Genomic DNA, 15,190 nt, shown 5'->3' with positions numbered 1-15,190 from the left:
ACCCGCTGCCGGGTGGAGGCAATTTACACCTGTTTACCCCTTTTGGGGGACTCTGGAGGGTGGTTTTCACCCATGCGCCACGCCGTGCGTGCACCCGTGCCCACGGCGCAGCCGACCACCCAGAACAGGCCTCCCACGCCAATCACTGCCCCGGCCGATCCAAACAGCATGGGCATGAGCACGCTGGATGCATTGATGGCCATGAGCCGCAGGCCCAGTGCCTCGCCGTGGCGCGCTGGCGGCGTGATCTGGTGCAGCAGGCTCATCACCATGGGCTGCACTGAGCCCAGCGCAAACCCGAGCAGCACCGAACAAACGCCCATGGCCAGCGCGCTGTGCAGCAGCGGGTACACACCAAACAGCACGGCGGTTGCCACCATGGCCCCCGCCACCACCACCCGCTCGCGCAGCCGCTCGGCCACGATGGGCATCAGCACCCGGATGACGGCAGCAGCAATCGCAAACGCGCCCAGGATGGAGCCGATGACCGACGCCGACAAGCCCCGCTCGTGCCCGAGCAGCGGCACCACAAAGGTGTGCACATCCCAGCACGAGGACAAGATCCAGTTGACCAGCAGCAGGCGACGGAACGGTGGCTCGTTCATCAGGTCCCATGCGCGTTGGGGAGGGCCACCTGCGGCCGCGATCACCGGCGGCAGCTCGACCGTGTCGCGCACCCAGAACCAGGTGAGCAGGGGTAACACGGCCATCAGAGCAAAGGCGGCGCGGTAGCCCTCCATGCTGCCCGCCGCGCTGCCCGCGTTGTCGATCATGAGCCCCGCACAAAAAGGCCCGATGAAGTTGGACACCGCAGGCCCGATGGCCAGCCAGCTGAACACTTGCTTGAGCTGCGTGGCGTCGTGCGCGGCGCGCCCCACGTGGCGCTGCAGCGCAATGATTGCAGCGCCGCTGGCGCCACCGGTCATCAACGCCGCCAAGCACAACACCGGAAAAACAGGGAACACCAGCGCCAGCGCCGCTCCGGCCGATGCCACCGCCACCGCGAAGCCCACGGGGCGCTTGAGGCCGTGCCGGTCTGCATAGCGCCCTGCCGGAAGGGCCAGAAAGACCTGCGTGAGGGCAAACAGTGCCAGCAACACCCCCACGGCCGCAGCACTGTGGCCCTCGCGCAGGGCGAGCAGCGGAGCGGCCAGACGCATGCCTGCCATGCAGGCGTGCACGCAGATCTGACCCGCAATCAGGCGCGCCAGAGCCCAGTTCACTGCAGGTCTTCCTCGGGGTCCAGACCGGGCAATGCCGGGGTGCTGCCACCCACCAGCGGACCGGCCGCGCCGGGCGCAGGCAATTCCTGCACATCGCGCAGCTTGCGCTGGATGGCGCGGGTGCGCACGCCCACCTCGTCAAACTTCTTGGCGGCGGCGTCGATGGACTTTTTGGTGGCCTCGACCACATCGCCAAACTTGGCGAATTCGGTCTTGACCATGCCCAAGAGGCTCCAGACCTCCGACGAGCGCTTTTCAATCGCCAGAGTCTTGAAACCCATCTGCAGGCTGTTGAGCATGGCGGCCAGATTGGCCGGCCCGGTGATCATCACGCGGCAGTCGTTCTGCACGGCTTCGACCAGACCGGGGCGGCGCATGACTTCGGCAAACAGGCCTTCGGTAGGCAGGTAGAGCACGGCAAAGTCAGTGGTGTGCGGGGGCGACACGTACTTGGCGAAGATCTTCTTGGCTTCGAGCTTGATCGAGGTTTCGAACGCGTTGCCCGCTGACTGGATGGCTGCCTTGTCGGCCGCGTCCTGCGCGTCCAGCAGGCGCTGATACTGCTCCACGGGGTACTTCGAGTCGATGGGCAGCCACACCGGATGCTCGTCGCTCTTGCCGGGCAGGCGGATCGCAAACTCCACCAGCTCGTCACTGCCCGGAACAGTCTTGACGTTGCGCGCGAACTGGTCGGGCGTCAGCACGTTGTCGATGATGGCGCCCAGCTGCATTTCGCCCCACGTGCCACGCGTCTTCACGTTGGTCATCACGCGCTTCAAGTCGCCCACGCTGCCCGCCAGGGTCTGCATCTCACCCAGGCCCTTGTGCACCTGTTCGAGCCGGTCGCTGACCAGTTTGAAGGACTCGCCCAGGCGCTGCTCCAGCGTGGCGTGGAGTTTTTCGTCCACCGTGCGGCGCATTTCTTCGAGCTTGGTGGCGTTGTCGGCCTGTATGGCAGCCAGACGTTCGTTGAGCGCGTTGCGCAGCTGCTCGGCGTTCTGCTGGCTACCTTGCACCATGCCGGTGAGCTGCTGCGACACGGCGTCTTGCAGCACCGAGAACTGGTTCTTGATCTGAAAGCCGTTGGCTTCGAGCTGGTCCTTGAGCGCGGTAGACATGGCGCCCAGCTGGGTCTGGATGTCGCCCTTGAGCGAGTCGAGCGTGAGGCGCGTGGCAGCCTGCAGGGCCTCAAAGCGCTCCTGGATGCGCTTTTCAAAAAGCGCCGTGCTTTCGGCCATGGCTTCGCGGGACTTGACGCTTTCGGCTGCCAGCGCGGCGGTGGTGGTGGTCAGCTCGGTGCGAAAGCCCACCAGGGTGGCCGACAGCTCGGTGCGCGCGGCTGCCGCGTCGGCTTGGCCCTGGGCCAGATGGGCCAGCAAAGCCTTGCTGCTCTCTTCCAGCCGGCCCGCCACGGCGTTCTGCAAGGCGTCAAACCGCTGGGCCAGGGCGGCGTCTTGTGCGGCCTGGCGCTGCGTCAGCGCCGCATCGAAAGCCGCCAGGCGCTGGTCCAGCCGCCCTTCAAACACGCCGAAAGCTGCCAGCAGCTCCGCTCGCCCGTTGCGGGACTCGGCCACCGCCTGGGCCAGGCGTTCATCCACCGCGTGGCGCAGGGTCTCCAGCGTGGACTGTGTGGTCTGGGTAAAGCCGCGCAGCTGCTGCCCCATGCCGTCCAGCGCGCCGTCATTCTTGGCCACGGCAATCTGGGTGGACTGCGTGGTTTGCTCCAGCGACTGCAGGCGTGTCAGCCACTCGGGCGGCAGATCCACGCGGGGACGGCGCAGCAACAGCACCACGAGAAGAACCAGCGCCAGTGCCAGCGCTGCCAGGAGAACAAGGGTGTCAGTGGTCAAGGTTTACTATGGTTTTGATAGCTATCAGCGCATGATCGACTAGCGCATCCGGTCGATTGGACTCGAAATTGAAATCAGCGCAGGCTGGCGGGCTGATTGACCGGTGTGAGCGGCCCGCGCCCGTCGAAGAAGGCGATCAGATTGTCCGCCGCCAGGTTGGCCATGGCACGCCGGGTGGGCACGGTGGCGCTGGCAATGTGCGGGGTGAGCACCACGTTGGGCACGGTCAGCAGATCGGGGTGCACGCTGGGTTCGCCTTCAAACACATCCAGCCCTGCAGCCGCGATGCGGCGCTCGCGCAGGGCCACCGCCAGCGCCGCGTCGTCCACGATGCCGCCACGCGCGATGTTGACCAGCGTGGCCGTGGGCTTCATTAGCATCAGCTCAGGCGCGCCAATGGTGTGGTGCGACGCTGCCGTGTAGGGCACCACCAGCACCACATGGTCTGCGGTGCGCAGCAGTTCCTCCTTGCCCACGTAGGTGGCCTTGCATTCGGCCTCCAGCGCGGGCGACAGGCGCGAGCGGTTGTGGTAGATCACCTTCATGCCAAAGCCGTGTGCGCCGCGCTTGGCAATGCCCTGTCCGATGCGGCCCATGCCGATGATGCCCAGCGTGCTGCCGTGGATGTCGCTGCCCGCGAACATGTCATAGCTCCACTTGGTCCACTTTCCGGCCCGCAGGTAATGCTCGCTCTCGGTCATGCGGCGGGCCGTGGCCATCAACAATGCAAAGCCGAAGTCGGCCGTGGTCTCGGTGAGCACGTCGGGCGTGTTGGTGCCCTGCACGCCAGCGGCGGTCATCGCGTCCACGTCAAAGTTGTTGTAGCCCACGGCCATGTTGGCGCAGATCTTGAGGCGCGGCGCGGCGGCGAGCAGTGCGGCATCGATGCGCTGGCTGCCGGTGGTCAGCACACCGTCCTTGTCGGCCAGGCGCGCGGCCAGCTCTTGCGGGGTCCAGATCACGTCGTCGGGGTTGGCTTCGACGTCGAAATACTCACGCAGACAGTCCACGATGTCGGGAAAGATCGCGCGGGCGACCAGGATGCGGGGTTTGCTCATGGGGTTACCTGAACCAGATGAAAGTCATGACGATAAAGAGCGGAACCAGAATGCCCCCCGACCACAGCATGTAGCCGAAGAAGCTGGGCATCTTCACCCCCCGGTCTTCGGCAATGGCCTTGACCATCATGTTGGGCGCATTGCCGATGTAACTGTTGGCGCCCATGAACACCGAGCCGGCCGAGATGGCAGCCAGCGTGGGGGCCAGGGTGGTCATCAGCACGGCCGGGTCGCCCCCGGCGGTGTTGAAGAAGACCAGGTAGGTCGGCGCGTTGTCGAGGAAGGAGCTGAGCAGCCCGGACGCCCAGAAGTACATGGCCGGGTCGGGGGTGCCGTCCGGCCGCGTGACAGCGGACACCACGGCGCCAAACGGGCCATTGACGCCCGCCTTGAGCATGGCAATGACCGGAATGATGGTGAGAAAGATGCCCGCAAACAGCTTGGCGACCTCCTGCATGGGGCCCCAGCTGAACTGGTTGTCTTCATGCACCTGTTTGGGCGTGATGCGCAGGGACACCAGCGCCACGATGATCAGGCCCACGTCCCGCACGATGCCGGGCAGGCCCACTTCGGCCCCGGCGATGGTGAACGCGACCTGCGACTTCCACAGGCCGCTGAGCAGCACCAGCGCCACCACCACGCCCAGCAGCGCAAAGTTGGCCTTGCCGTCAAAGCCGATGGCTTTGGTGTCGGGGGTGGGGTCGGCCTTGAGCACCTCTTCGCGCCGGTGGTAGTACCAGGAGTCCATCACGAAAAAGATGGCGAGCAGGGAGCCGACCAGGAACAGGGTCTCGGGGAAGATGTGGCTCACCGTCCAGAAGAAGTCCACTCCCTTCAGGAAGCCCAGGAACAGCGGCGGGTCGCCCAGCGGCGTGAGCGAGCCCCCGGCGTTGGAGACGATGAAGATAAAAAACACCACCACATGCGCCGTGTGCTTGCGGTTGTCATTGGCGCGGATCAACGGGCGGATGAGCAGCATCGACGCCCCCGTGGTGCCCATGACGCTGGCCAGCACCGCGCCAATAGCGAGGATGGCGGTATTGAGCGCCGGGCTGCCATGCAGGTTGCCCCGGATGTAGATGCCCCCCGCCACGGTGAACAGCGCGGTGAGCAGGATAACGAACGGAATGTATTCGGCCACCAGCGCGTGGACAAAACTTGCGCCCGCGGCGCCCGGGCCAAACACCAGCGCAAACGGCACCAGAAAAGCCAGCGCCCAGCCGGCAGCAACCTTGCCGAAGTGGTGGTGCCAGAAGATAGGAGCCAACAGCGGCATCAAGGCAATCGACAGCAGAATGCCGGCAAAGGGCACGCCCCACAGCATCGACAGCGCGCTGCCATCAATATCGGCCGCCAATGCCAAACCCGGCAACGCCGCCAGTAGGCCGGCCACTGCCAGCCCGCGCGAGAATTTCATGGTTCTTGTCTCCGTCTCATTGCTAAAAATCAGGGGGTGCTAGGTGTCGGCGCCCGCGCGACACCTGCGCTGCAAGGTCACACCGGCGAGGGAATCTCAAACACCTGGCGCAGGTAGGCCAGGTACTTCTCGTCATCACACATGCCCTTGCCCGGCGTATCCGACAGCTTGGCCACGGGCTGGTCGTTGCAGCGCGTCATTTTGATGACCACCTGCAAGGGCTCGTGGGCTGGCGGACTGCCGAGGTCGTTGGTCAGGTTGGTGCCAATGCCAAACGCCAGCTGGCAGCGGCCCCGGAACTGCTGGTACAGCTCGATGGTGCGCGGGATGGTGAGCGCATCGCTGAAAATCAGCGTCTTGGTCAGCGGGTCCACGCGGTTCTTGCGGTAATGGTCCAACAGGCGCTCGCCCCAGGCAAACGGGTCGCCGCTGTCATGGCGGGCTCCGTCGAACAGCTTGCAGAAGTACAGGTCAAAGTCGCGCAGGAAGGCGCTCATGCCGTACACGTCCGACAGCGCAATGCCCAGGTCGCCCCGGTATTCCTTGGCCCACATCTCGAAGCCGAACACCTGGCTGTCGCGCAGCCTCGGGCCCAGCGCCTGGCAGGCCTGCAGATACTCGTGCGCCATGGTGCCCAAAGGGGTCACACCCAGCTTCATCGCGTATAGCACGTTGCTGGTGCCCGCAAACTGCCCGGGGCCTGCGGGCGCACCCGGGCGGCGGTCGCCGGTGCCCAGGCGGGCCACCAGCACGCGCAGCACTTCTTCGTGCCAGGCGCGGCTGAAGCGGCGGCGTGTGCCGTAGTCGGCAATCTTGAGGTCCGACAGGCCCTCGCCCTGCAGCAGCGCGATCTTGGCATCGAGCCGGCGACGGCCTTCCGGAAAGTCGGGCACCTTCTGCGTGTTGCGAAAGTACACCTCGTTGATGATGGCCAGCACCGGGATCTCGAACAGGATGGTGTGCAGCCAGGGCCCGCGGATGGTGATGTCGATCTCGCCGTTGTGCTGGGGCACGACGGTGATGTATTTCTCGTTGAGCCTGAACAGCCCCAGAAAGTCCACAAAGTCGCTCTTGATGAACCGCAGCGACCGCAGGTAGGCCAGTTCGGCATCCTGAAAATGCAGGCTGCACAGCGAACGGATCTCGTCGCGGATCTCGTTGGCAAACGGCGCCAGCTGCACGCCGGGGTTGCGGCACTTGAACTTGTATTCGACCTGCGCGCCCGGAAACTGGTGCAGCACCACCTGCATCATGGTGAACTTGTACAGGTCGGTGTCGAGCAGGCTGGTGATGATCATGGACAGGGCAAGCCTCAGAAACCGCGCACGCTGGGCACGCGATGCTCCGGCCGCAGACCGGACAACAAAGCCGCAAAGTGTAGGCCATCACGGCGCCCGGTGCGCGGCACGGCGGGCGGCGTCAGCCAGTGTTCAGCCGCCGCTGTGCATTCAGGCTGTTTTGGGCCCAGGCGCACATTGCAGCTGCGCCTGACGCTATCAAATCAGTAGCTACGGTTTACAGCTACTGATCAACCGCCGATCCACTGCCCATTAGCCGGGCATGACCAGCGCCTGCAGCACGTTGCGCAATGCGTGTGGCACGGCCACCGGGCGGCGGGTTTCGCGGTCCACGTACACATGGATGAAGTGCCCTGCCGCCGCCGTCAGCGGCTCGCCCTGCGCAAACAGGCCCACCTCGTAACGCACGCTGGAGCCGCCCAGCCGCGCCACGCGAATGCCCGCCTCCACCGTCTGCGGGAACGCCAGCGGCGCGAAGTAATTGCATTGGGTCTCGATGACCAGGCCGATGGTCTGGCCCGCATGGATGTCCAGCACGCCCTGGTCGATCAGATGGGCGTTCACCGCCGTGTCGAACCAGCTGTAGTACACGACGTTGTTCACATGCCCATAAACGTCGTTGTCGGCCCAGCGTGTGGTGATGGGGCGAAACACGCGGTAGGCGCTGCGCGGCTGCGGAGCCGGGCGGACCGGCGCGGAAGAAGCGACAGGAGAGGGGCTGGCGGCAGAGGTCATGGCCGCACATTCTGCCAGCGCTGGTGGTACTGCCAGGCCACGCGCCAGGTGGTAAGTTGCGCCTGCAGCGTGTCCTCCAGGTCGTTGCCATAACCGCCCGCCATCACGAACACCGTGGGAATACGCCGCTGCCAGGCCCAGTCAAACACCCGCCGGTCGCGTGCCTCCAGCCCATCGTGCGTGACAGCGAGACGCCCCAGCCGGTCGCCCACGTGGGGGTCCGCCCCCGCCAGATAAAACACCAGATCCGGCTTGCAGCGGTGGTCCAGCGTCTCCAACGCCTGGTCCAGCGCGTGCAGGTACTCATCATCCGCACACCCGTCGGGCAGCTCCACATCCAGGTCGCTCGGCTCCTTGCGAAACGGAAAGTTGCGTGCGCCATGCAGCGACAGGGTGAACACGCTGTCGTCGCCCTGAAAGATATGGGCCGTGCCATTGCCCTGGTGCACATCCAGGTCGATCACCGCCACCTGCAGCGGCCAGCCCGATCCATCGTTCAGGTGATCGGCCTGTGCCTGACGGGCAGCCACCGCCACATCGTTGAACACACAAAAGCCACTGCCTTTGTCGGCATACGAGTGGTGCGTGCCGCCAGCCACGTTGCCCGCCACGCCCTCGCGCCACGCGGCGCGGGTGGCGGCCAGGGTGGCGCCCACCGAGCGGCGCGCGCGTTCGGCCATGGCCGGGCTCCAGGGAAAGCCGATCTCCCGCTGGGCGGCGGGCGCGAGCGTGCCGTGGGCCACAGCGTCGATGTACTGCGGGCTGTGCACGCGCGCCAGCGCCTCATCGGAGGCGGGCAGTGCCTCTTTCAGCACAACGCCCGGCAAATGCTCCGCAATCCGGTCGCGCAGCATGCGGTACTTGGCCATGGGGAAGCGGTGGCCTTCGGGCAAAGGCAACACGAAGTGGTCGGCGTAGTAAGCGTGCATGACACGATTGTGGCAAGCCGAGGATTTCTGGGTGATCGTGTCTAATTTGCTGCACTGCAACAAAAACCCCTTGCAATAGCACCACAAGTCCCTAAAATTCAACCCATGCTGCACTGCAACATGATTACCAGATCAAGGTCAGCGCAGATGTCTGTGAACCACCCCGGCCCCATGGGCCCTCATTTTTAGGAGATATGACATGTCGCTGACCGCAGAACAAATCCTGGCATCCCACAAGGCCAACATCGAAACCCTGTTTGGCCTGACCTCCAAGGCTTTCGAAGGCGTGGAAAAGCTGGTCGAACTGAACGTGACCGCTTCGCGCGCTGCGCTGTCCGAAGCCGCCAACCACACGCAAGCCGTGCTGGCCGTGAAGGACGCACAAGAACTGCTGGCCCTGCAAGCCGGCCTGTTCCAGCCCCTGGCTGAAAAGACCGCTGCTTACAGCCGCCACCTGTATGACATCGCTTCGGGCACCGGCGCCGAGTTCGGCAAGGCTTTCGAAGCCCAGGCCACCGACGCACAGAAGGCTTTTACCAATCTGGTGGACAGCGCCGCCAAGAACGCCCCCGCCGGTTCTGAAACCGCTGTGGCCGTGATGAAGAGCGCCGTGTCTGCCGCCAACAACGCGTTCGAGTCGGTGCAAAAGGCTGTCAAGCAAGCGTCTGACGTGGCTGAAGCCAACTTCAACGCCGTGGCCAACACCGCTGCCAACGCTGCCAAGACGGCTGCTCCCCGCAAGCGTTAATCGCCTTACCTGCGGTCTGGAGTGCAACCTCTAGGCCGCGTTCAGGGAATACCCTGATAATTCAACCCATGCGCTGCTGACCTTGTCAACAGCGCCCCAGTTGTCTCCTTGGATCCTCTCGAAACACCCGTTTCAAGGATCCTTTTAAAGCCCGGTTTTACGACCGGGCTTTTTTTTGGTCTGCCCGCTGCAGTGGTCAAAACAGCGGGCACTGGAACCGGCCCGCGTGGAGAACCCATCACCTGGAGGCGACCCAGTTCCCAGCGCATTGGGCCCTTGCGCCACCTCAAACCCAGACGCTAAATCCGGCCTTTGCCCCGGACATTGATCAAGAATAATTCGCGTTTGCTTTATCATTGCCGCAGTTTCAACCCCGAAAGATGCAACCCATGTCGAAGACTGTGAAAGCCTTGTTGGGCGCTTGTGCGCTGGCCGCCGCTGCAGGTGCCGTGCATGCCCAGGAACAAGTGGTCAACCTCTACTCGGCCCGCCACTACTCCACCGACGAGGCCCTGTACACCGGTTTCACCAAGGCCACGGGCATCAAGATCAACCGTGTGGATGCCGACGATGCCGGCATCCTCGCCCGACTGAAGGCTGAGGGCGCTGCTTCGCCCGCTGACGTGATCCTGCTGGTGGACGCTGCCCGCCTGTACAAGGGCGAGGTGGACGGCCTGTTCCAGCCCATCCAGTCCAAGGTGCTGAACGATGCCATCCCCGCCAACCTGCGCAGCCAGCCGGCTGCGGACGGCGGTATCTCGTGGTTTGGCCTGTCCACCCGTGCGCGCGTGATCGTCTACAACAAGGTCAAGATGCAAAAGGCCGATGTGGACACCTACGAAGAACTGGGTGACCCCAAGAACAAGGGCAAGCTGTGCATCCGCTCCGGCTCGCACCCCTACAACCTGAGCCTGTTCGGCGCGGTGACGGAACACATGGGCGAACAAAAGGCCGAAGCCTGGCTCAAGGGCATGGTGGCCAACCTGGCCCGCCCGCCCAAGGGCGGCGACACTGACCAGATCAAGGCCGTGGCCGCCGGCGAGTGCGATATCGCCGTGACCAACACCTACTATCTGGCGCGCATGATGCGGTCCAACAAGCCCGAAGACGTAGCCGTGGTCAACAAGGTGGGCGTGGTGTTCCCCAACCAGGAATCCTGGGGCACGCACCTGAACATCGCTGGCGGCGCAGTGGCCAAGCACTCCAAGAATCAGGCCAACGCCATCAAGTTCCTCGAATACCTGGCCAGCCCCGAGGCACAGAACTACTTTGCGAATGGCAACAACGAGTGGCCCGCAGCCAAAGGCGTGACGCTGGACAACCCGGCACTCAAGGCCATGACCGGTGGCAAGCCTTTCAAGAGCGAGACCATCCCGATCAGCGCGGTGGGTGCAAACACCACCAAGGTGCAGCAGATGCTGGACCGCGTGGGCTTCCAGTAACCTGCCCTGCCCTCACCCACCACAAGCCCGGCCTGGTCCGGGCTTTTTTTCGCGTTCAGCACGGCAGGGAGATGCGCCATAATTGACGTTTACGTTAACGTCACTTACTGGAGACAACCATGGACATCCAAGGCAAGGTATTCATCGTCACCGGCGGCGCATCGGGCCTGGGCGAAGGCACAGCACGCATGCTGGCCGCCCAGGGCGGCACCGTGGTCATTGCCGACATGCAGGCCGAAAAAGGCGAGGCTGTGGCCAAGGAAATCGGCGGCGCCTTCGTGAAGTGCGATGTGAGCAACGAGGCCGATGGCCAGGCCGTGGTGGCCAAGGCCGTGTCGCTGGGCAAGCTGGTGGGCCTGGTGAACTGCGCCGGCATCGCCCCCGCCGAGAAGACCGTGGGCAAGAACGGCGCGCATGCGCTGGCCCTGTTCAGCAAGACCATCACGGTCAACCTGATCGGCAGCTTCAACATGATCCGCCTGGCCGCCGAGGCCATGAGCAAGAACGAGCCCGAGTCCACCGGCGAGCGTGGCGTGCTGATCTCCACGGCCAGCGTGGCTGCCTATGACGGCCAGATCGGCCAGGCCGCCTATGCAGCCTCCAAGGGCGGCGTGGTGGGCATGACCCTGCCAATTGCCCGTGACCTGGCACGCAACGGCATCCGCAACATGACCATTGCGCCCGGCATCTTCGGCACCCCCATGCTGTTTGGCATGCCGCAAGAAGTGCAGGACGCGCTGGCCGCTGGCGTGCCCTTCCCCAGCCGGCTGGGCACCCCGCAGGACTACGCCAAGCTGGTGCGCCACATCCTCGAAAACGACATGCTCAATGGCGAGGTGATCCGTCTGGACGGTGCCATTCGCCTGGCTCCACGCTGAGCTGGGGCAGAAGTCAAAGAGGCCTACCTGAACGCTACTCTTTCGATAGCATCTCAGGCATATTCCTCTAGCGCATGGTGCCGGTTCGGCACCAAAACAGTCCACCAGGAGCCTGCACAGGCCACGGGACTGCCGCGAGTCAAACCCTTAGCTAACGCCCCCACCGCCGCGCCCAAAACGCGGCGGTTTTGTTTGGGCGGCGGCTTGCCTCTGCCTCCCGCCGTCTCAACCCAATACCGCGTGGCCCTGGGTGAGAAGCCCCTGCAAGTCGGCGGCAGGCACGGGGCGGCTGAAGTGGTAGCCCTGCCCCGTGTCGCAGCCCAGTCCCAAAAGCACATCGCGCTGCGCCACCGTTTCCACACCTTCGGCAATGGTCTCCAGGTCCAGGCTTTGCGCAAGGCCAATGATGGCGCGCACGATGTGGGGCGCACTGGGGTCTTCGCCCAGATGGCGCACAAACGACTGGTCGATCTTGAGCTTGTGCACCTTGAGGCGCTGGATGTAGCTGAACGACGAGTACCCGGTGCCAAAGTCGTCGATGGACAGCTGCACGCCCAGGTCGTACAACTGCCGCACGATGGCAATCACCTGCTCCGGTGCATCCATGGCGATGCTTTCGGTCAGCTCCAGCTCCAGCATCTGCGGTGGCACGTTGCTGTCGGCCAGCGCCCGCCCCACCATGTCCACCAGACCCGGGTGGCGGAACTGCACCATCGACAGGTTCACCGCCACCACCAGCTCGGTATGGCCTGCATCACGCCACTGCCGGGCCTGGGCCAGCGCGGTGCGCAGCACCCATTCGCCGATGCCCAGAATCTGGCCGCTGCTCTCTGCCACCGGGATGAATTCGGCCGGGCTGACGGCACCCAGCTCGGGGTGCGTCCAGCGCAGCAAGGCCTCCACCCCCACCAGTCGCCGATCCTTCAGCCGGATTTGTGGCTGGTAGTGCAGTGTCAGCTGGCCCAGCACCAAAGCACTGCGCAGGGCATTCTCGATCTGCAGCACCCTGAGCGACCGGGCCTGCATGTCCGCCGAAAAGAACCGGTAGGTGTCACGCCCGGACTCCTTGGCACGGAACATGGCCGCGTCGGCGCGCTGCGCCAGGGTCTCGAAGTCCCCCCCATCCTCGGGGTACATCGCAATACCGATGGAAGAAGTCACCACCAGCTCGTGGTGCTCCAGCTTGCAGATGCGGCGCACCTGCGCCTGCAGCTCATCGGCCACATGGGCTGCCTGCTGTGCGTCGGTGAGCGGCAGCACGATGACGAATTCGTCCCCACCCTGCCGGGACACCGTGTCCTCATTGCGCACCACCGACTGCAGTCTTTGCGCGATCTCGATCAGCAAGCCGTCCCCTACCTGGTGACCGAGCGAGTCGTTCACATTCTTGAAGTGATCCAGGTCCAGGTACAACAGCGCAAGCTGATGGCCGCTGCGTTGCGTCAGTGCAAGGGCCTGGCTGAACCGGGACGCGAACATCGTGCGGTTGGGCAGGCCCGTCAGCGCATCGAAGTTGATCAGTTTGCGGATGCGCTCCTCGTCGCGCCGACGCTCCGTCACGTCTTCCTGCACGGCCAGATAGTGGGTGATGCGGCCCTGTTCGTCATGCAGTGGCGAGATGATGGCGGACTCGTTGTACTCGCCGCCGCCCTTGCGGCGGTTGACGAATTCGCCACGCCACGGACGGCCAGATGTCAGATGCGCCCACAGGTCGGCATACACGCTGGCAGGCGTGGCCCCGGCGCTCAGCAGACGCGGGTTACGGCCAATCACCTCCTCGGGGCTGTAGCCTGTTGTGGCGGTGAACGCTGGGTTCACGTATTCGATGTTGCCGTCAGCGCCTGCAATGAAGATGGAGCTGGGCGCCTGCTCGACAGCGTGGCGCAGCTTGCGCAAGGTGTCCAGCATCTGAACCCGCTGCGTGATGTCGCGGGACAGCACCACGAACTGATCATCCGTTCCATCATCCATTCCCTTGCGCGCCACGGACAGCTCAAACCAGTGCTGCCCGTCGGGCAGGTCCAGTGCGTACTGGAAGTCGCGGGCCAGGCCCTGCTCTGCTGCAGCATTGATCGCAGCCTGCGCTACGGCGGCCGCCGCAGGAGGCAGGATGTCGTGGATCGACCGCCCCATGACCTCGTTGGCAGGCGTCAGCAGCAATTCGGGCTGGCGCGTATGGATCTGCACATAGCGACCGTCGCGGGTCACCTCGAACATCAGGTCAGGCACGGCGTCCAGCACGGCCCGCATGGCCTTGTCGGACTGCTTGAGCACCCGGTACGGCGCCTCGATGGTGCCCACAAAAATGGCGCGGTACAGGTAGTAGTACCCCACCACCTTGTACATATGGCCCAACAGATTGAAGGGATCGGTCGCGACGACGTAGAACGTGAAAAAAAACTCGCTCAGGGCCATCACCCACACGGCGGCGAACAGCCGGGCCACATCAAAGGCAGCACGCTCCCGCGCCCAGTGCAGCAGCACGCCCAGCGACGCCGCGTACAAGGCCACCACGCCGTACTCGGATGCAATCTTGAACCGTGTGAGCCCCTGGTCGTCGTAGGTCTGCGGGTACCAATGTGGAAACCAGAACACAACGGCGTGGATGACTGCGACAACGGCCAGTACCAGCGCCAGCACCAAAAATCTGCCAGGGCCAGGTGCTGCTGCATCGCCGGGCACGCGCCAATGCAGCGCCACCGCACCCAGAAGCGTCAGAGCCCCCAGGTATCGCGCGGGCAACCAGAAATTGATGCCCTTGGCTACCGAGTTGGGCGTGATGTAGTCGGGCATGCCGGCGAATGACAGCATGTGCGAAAAATCGAGGATCGCCACGCCCAGAAAGCCACAAGCCAGGATGAGCACATTGCGCTGCGGATTGAGGCTGTGCGCCTTCCACCCCACTGCAAATACCAGGGCAGACACAGCAATGGACAGCGTCTCCAGCACTTGGTGCAGCGTGAGGTAGTGCCCCACCCGCTGCGGACTGGCCACCGAGAAATAGGCCCAGGCTGCAATCACCCCACCGGTCAACAAGTAAAGCACCGGCGCCACAGCCTTGAAGCTGGCCAGGTGCTGTGGGTGAATCTGCAGCCGAAAAAGGTTCATAGGCGCGGGATGGATCTCTGAGAGCCGCCTGGGCGGTATGGCTGTGCAGCCGACTATCGCTGATTCTTGCACAGGCCCTACCACTTGTAACAGGTTGAACCCCAGTAGCGGAACCTGTCTCAGGATACCTGCACTGCCATGCGAGCACATGACGTAGCCAAAGAGGCATAAAAAAACCGCTGCAGCCTTGCGACTGCAGCGGTTGATATCTGGCGGAGTGGACGGGACTCGAACCCGCGACCCCCGGCGTGACAGGCCGGTATTCTAACCAACTGAACTACCACTCCTGGCAGGCAGCTTTTCGCTTGCATTTCTCAACACAAGCCAAGCGCTACAACTTGGCGACCCCACGGGGATTCGAACCCCGGTACTCACCGTGAAAGGGTGATGTCCTAGGCCTCTAGACGATGGGGTCAAAACCTTGGAACTAACCGAACTACTGACAAATTTGGTGGAGGTAAACGGGATCGAACCGATGACCTCTTGCATGCCATGCAAGCGCTC

At 64.0% G+C, this 15,190-nt stretch carries 11 protein-coding genes and 2 tRNA genes; 3 read left to right on the top strand and 10 right to left on the bottom strand.

Annotation, left to right across the window (positions count from 1 at the left end; translation table 11 throughout):
* Window positions 1-23 precede the first annotated feature (23 nt).
* From ACODSM_RS07165 to ACODSM_RS07135, 7 genes are all read right to left on the bottom strand, one after another.
* Window positions 24-1,223 carry an MFS transporter gene (locus tag ACODSM_RS07165; RefSeq protein ID WP_488804798.1) on the bottom strand — a complete coding sequence of 400 codons (1,200 nt, stop codon included), beginning with the start codon at window positions 1,221-1,223 and terminating at the stop codon, window positions 24-26.
* Window positions 1,220-3,073: a DNA recombination protein RmuC gene (locus ACODSM_RS07160; RefSeq protein ID WP_488804797.1), complete on the bottom strand. Its 1,854-nt coding sequence runs from the start codon at window positions 3,071-3,073 to the stop codon at window positions 1,220-1,222. Before ACODSM_RS07160 ends, ACODSM_RS07165 begins: the two co-directional genes overlap by 4 nt.
* 74 nt (window positions 3,074-3,147) lie before the next feature.
* Window positions 3,148-4,131 carry a 2-hydroxyacid dehydrogenase gene (locus tag ACODSM_RS07155; protein ID WP_488804796.1) on the bottom strand — a complete coding sequence of 328 codons (984 nt, stop codon included), beginning with the start codon at window positions 4,129-4,131 and terminating at the stop codon, window positions 3,148-3,150.
* Window positions 4,132-4,135: 4 nt separating this feature from the next.
* On the bottom strand, window positions 4,136-5,548 hold the full coding sequence (locus ACODSM_RS07150) for a sodium:proton antiporter (protein WP_110961296.1): 1,413 nt from the start codon (window positions 5,546-5,548) through the stop codon (window positions 4,136-4,138).
* Between the two features lie 77 nt (window positions 5,549-5,625).
* Window positions 5,626-6,846 (bottom strand): nicotinate phosphoribosyltransferase, encoded by a 1,221-nt coding sequence (pncB, locus tag ACODSM_RS07145; RefSeq protein WP_209820190.1) that lies wholly within the window; start codon window positions 6,844-6,846, stop codon window positions 5,626-5,628.
* 252 nt (window positions 6,847-7,098) lie between these two features.
* Complete coding sequence (locus ACODSM_RS07140; protein WP_488804795.1) at window positions 7,099-7,581, bottom strand: acyl-CoA thioesterase; 483 nt, start codon at window positions 7,579-7,581, stop codon at window positions 7,099-7,101.
* Entirely contained in the window at window positions 7,578-8,510 is a 933-nt protein-coding gene (locus ACODSM_RS07135) for a histone deacetylase family protein (protein ID WP_488804794.1), read from the bottom strand. The genes ACODSM_RS07140 and ACODSM_RS07135 overlap by 4 nt, the downstream gene beginning before the upstream one ends.
* A gap of 199 nt (window positions 8,511-8,709) precedes the next feature.
* On the opposite strand from ACODSM_RS07135, the gene ACODSM_RS07130 reads away from it, so the two are divergent.
* The 3 genes from ACODSM_RS07130 to ACODSM_RS07120 all read left to right on the top strand — a co-directional run bounded on the left by ACODSM_RS07130 (window position 8,710) and on the right by ACODSM_RS07120 (window position 11,578).
* Window positions 8,710-9,258 (top strand): phasin family protein, encoded by a 549-nt coding sequence (locus ACODSM_RS07130; protein ID WP_015014459.1) that lies wholly within the window; start codon window positions 8,710-8,712, stop codon window positions 9,256-9,258.
* Between the two features lie 389 nt (window positions 9,259-9,647).
* Complete coding sequence (locus ACODSM_RS07125; protein ID WP_343734718.1) at window positions 9,648-10,700, top strand: extracellular solute-binding protein; 1,053 nt, start codon at window positions 9,648-9,650, stop codon at window positions 10,698-10,700.
* Between the two features lie 119 nt (window positions 10,701-10,819).
* Entirely contained in the window at window positions 10,820-11,578 is a 759-nt protein-coding gene (locus ACODSM_RS07120; protein ID WP_015014461.1) for a 3-hydroxyacyl-CoA dehydrogenase, read from the top strand.
* 225 nt (window positions 11,579-11,803) lie between these two features.
* Here ACODSM_RS07120 and ACODSM_RS07115 read toward each other — a convergent pair whose 3' ends face one another.
* From ACODSM_RS07115 to ACODSM_RS07105, 3 genes are all read right to left on the bottom strand, one after another.
* A complete protein-coding gene (locus ACODSM_RS07115; protein ID WP_488804793.1) occupies window positions 11,804-14,686 on the bottom strand; it encodes a bifunctional diguanylate cyclase/phosphodiesterase in 2,883 nt (960 codons plus the stop codon).
* 210 nt (window positions 14,687-14,896) lie between these two features.
* A tRNA-Asp gene (locus ACODSM_RS07110) sits at window positions 14,897-14,973 on the bottom strand.
* Window positions 14,974-15,025: 52 nt separating this feature from the next.
* A tRNA-Glu gene (locus ACODSM_RS07105) sits at window positions 15,026-15,101 on the bottom strand.
* Window positions 15,102-15,190 lie beyond the last annotated feature (89 nt).

The organism is Acidovorax sp. FG42 (genome assembly GCF_057809195.1).
This window is presented reverse-complemented; position numbering and strand designations above follow the sequence as displayed.

Bases quoted from the DNA above. Each gene is read 5' to 3' on its own strand.
- ACODSM_RS07155 (WP_488804796.1), bottom strand. From the start codon at position 4,131: ATGAGCAAACCCCGCATCCTGGTCGCCCGCGCGATCTTTCCCGACATC.
- ACODSM_RS07150 (WP_110961296.1), bottom strand. From the start codon at position 5,548: ATGAAATTCTCGCGCGGGCTGGCAGTGGCCGGCCTACTGGCGGCGTTG.
- pncB (WP_209820190.1), bottom strand. From the start codon at position 6,846: ATGATCATCACCAGCCTGCTCGACACCGACCTGTACAAGTTCACCATG.
- ACODSM_RS07140 (WP_488804795.1), bottom strand. From the start codon at position 7,581: ATGACCTCTGCCGCCAGCCCCTCTCCTGTCGCTTCTTCCGCGCCGGTC.
- ACODSM_RS07135 (WP_488804794.1), bottom strand. From the start codon at position 8,510: ATGCACGCTTACTACGCCGACCACTTCGTGTTGCCTTTGCCCGAAGGC.
- ACODSM_RS07130 (WP_015014459.1), top strand. From the start codon at position 8,710: ATGTCGCTGACCGCAGAACAAATCCTGGCATCCCACAAGGCCAACATC.
- ACODSM_RS07125 (WP_343734718.1), top strand. From the start codon at position 9,648: ATGTCGAAGACTGTGAAAGCCTTGTTGGGCGCTTGTGCGCTGGCCGCC.
- ACODSM_RS07120 (WP_015014461.1), top strand. From the start codon at position 10,820: ATGGACATCCAAGGCAAGGTATTCATCGTCACCGGCGGCGCATCGGGC.
- ACODSM_RS07115 (WP_488804793.1), bottom strand. From the start codon at position 14,686: ATGAACCTTTTTCGGCTGCAGATTCACCCACAGCACCTGGCCAGCTTC.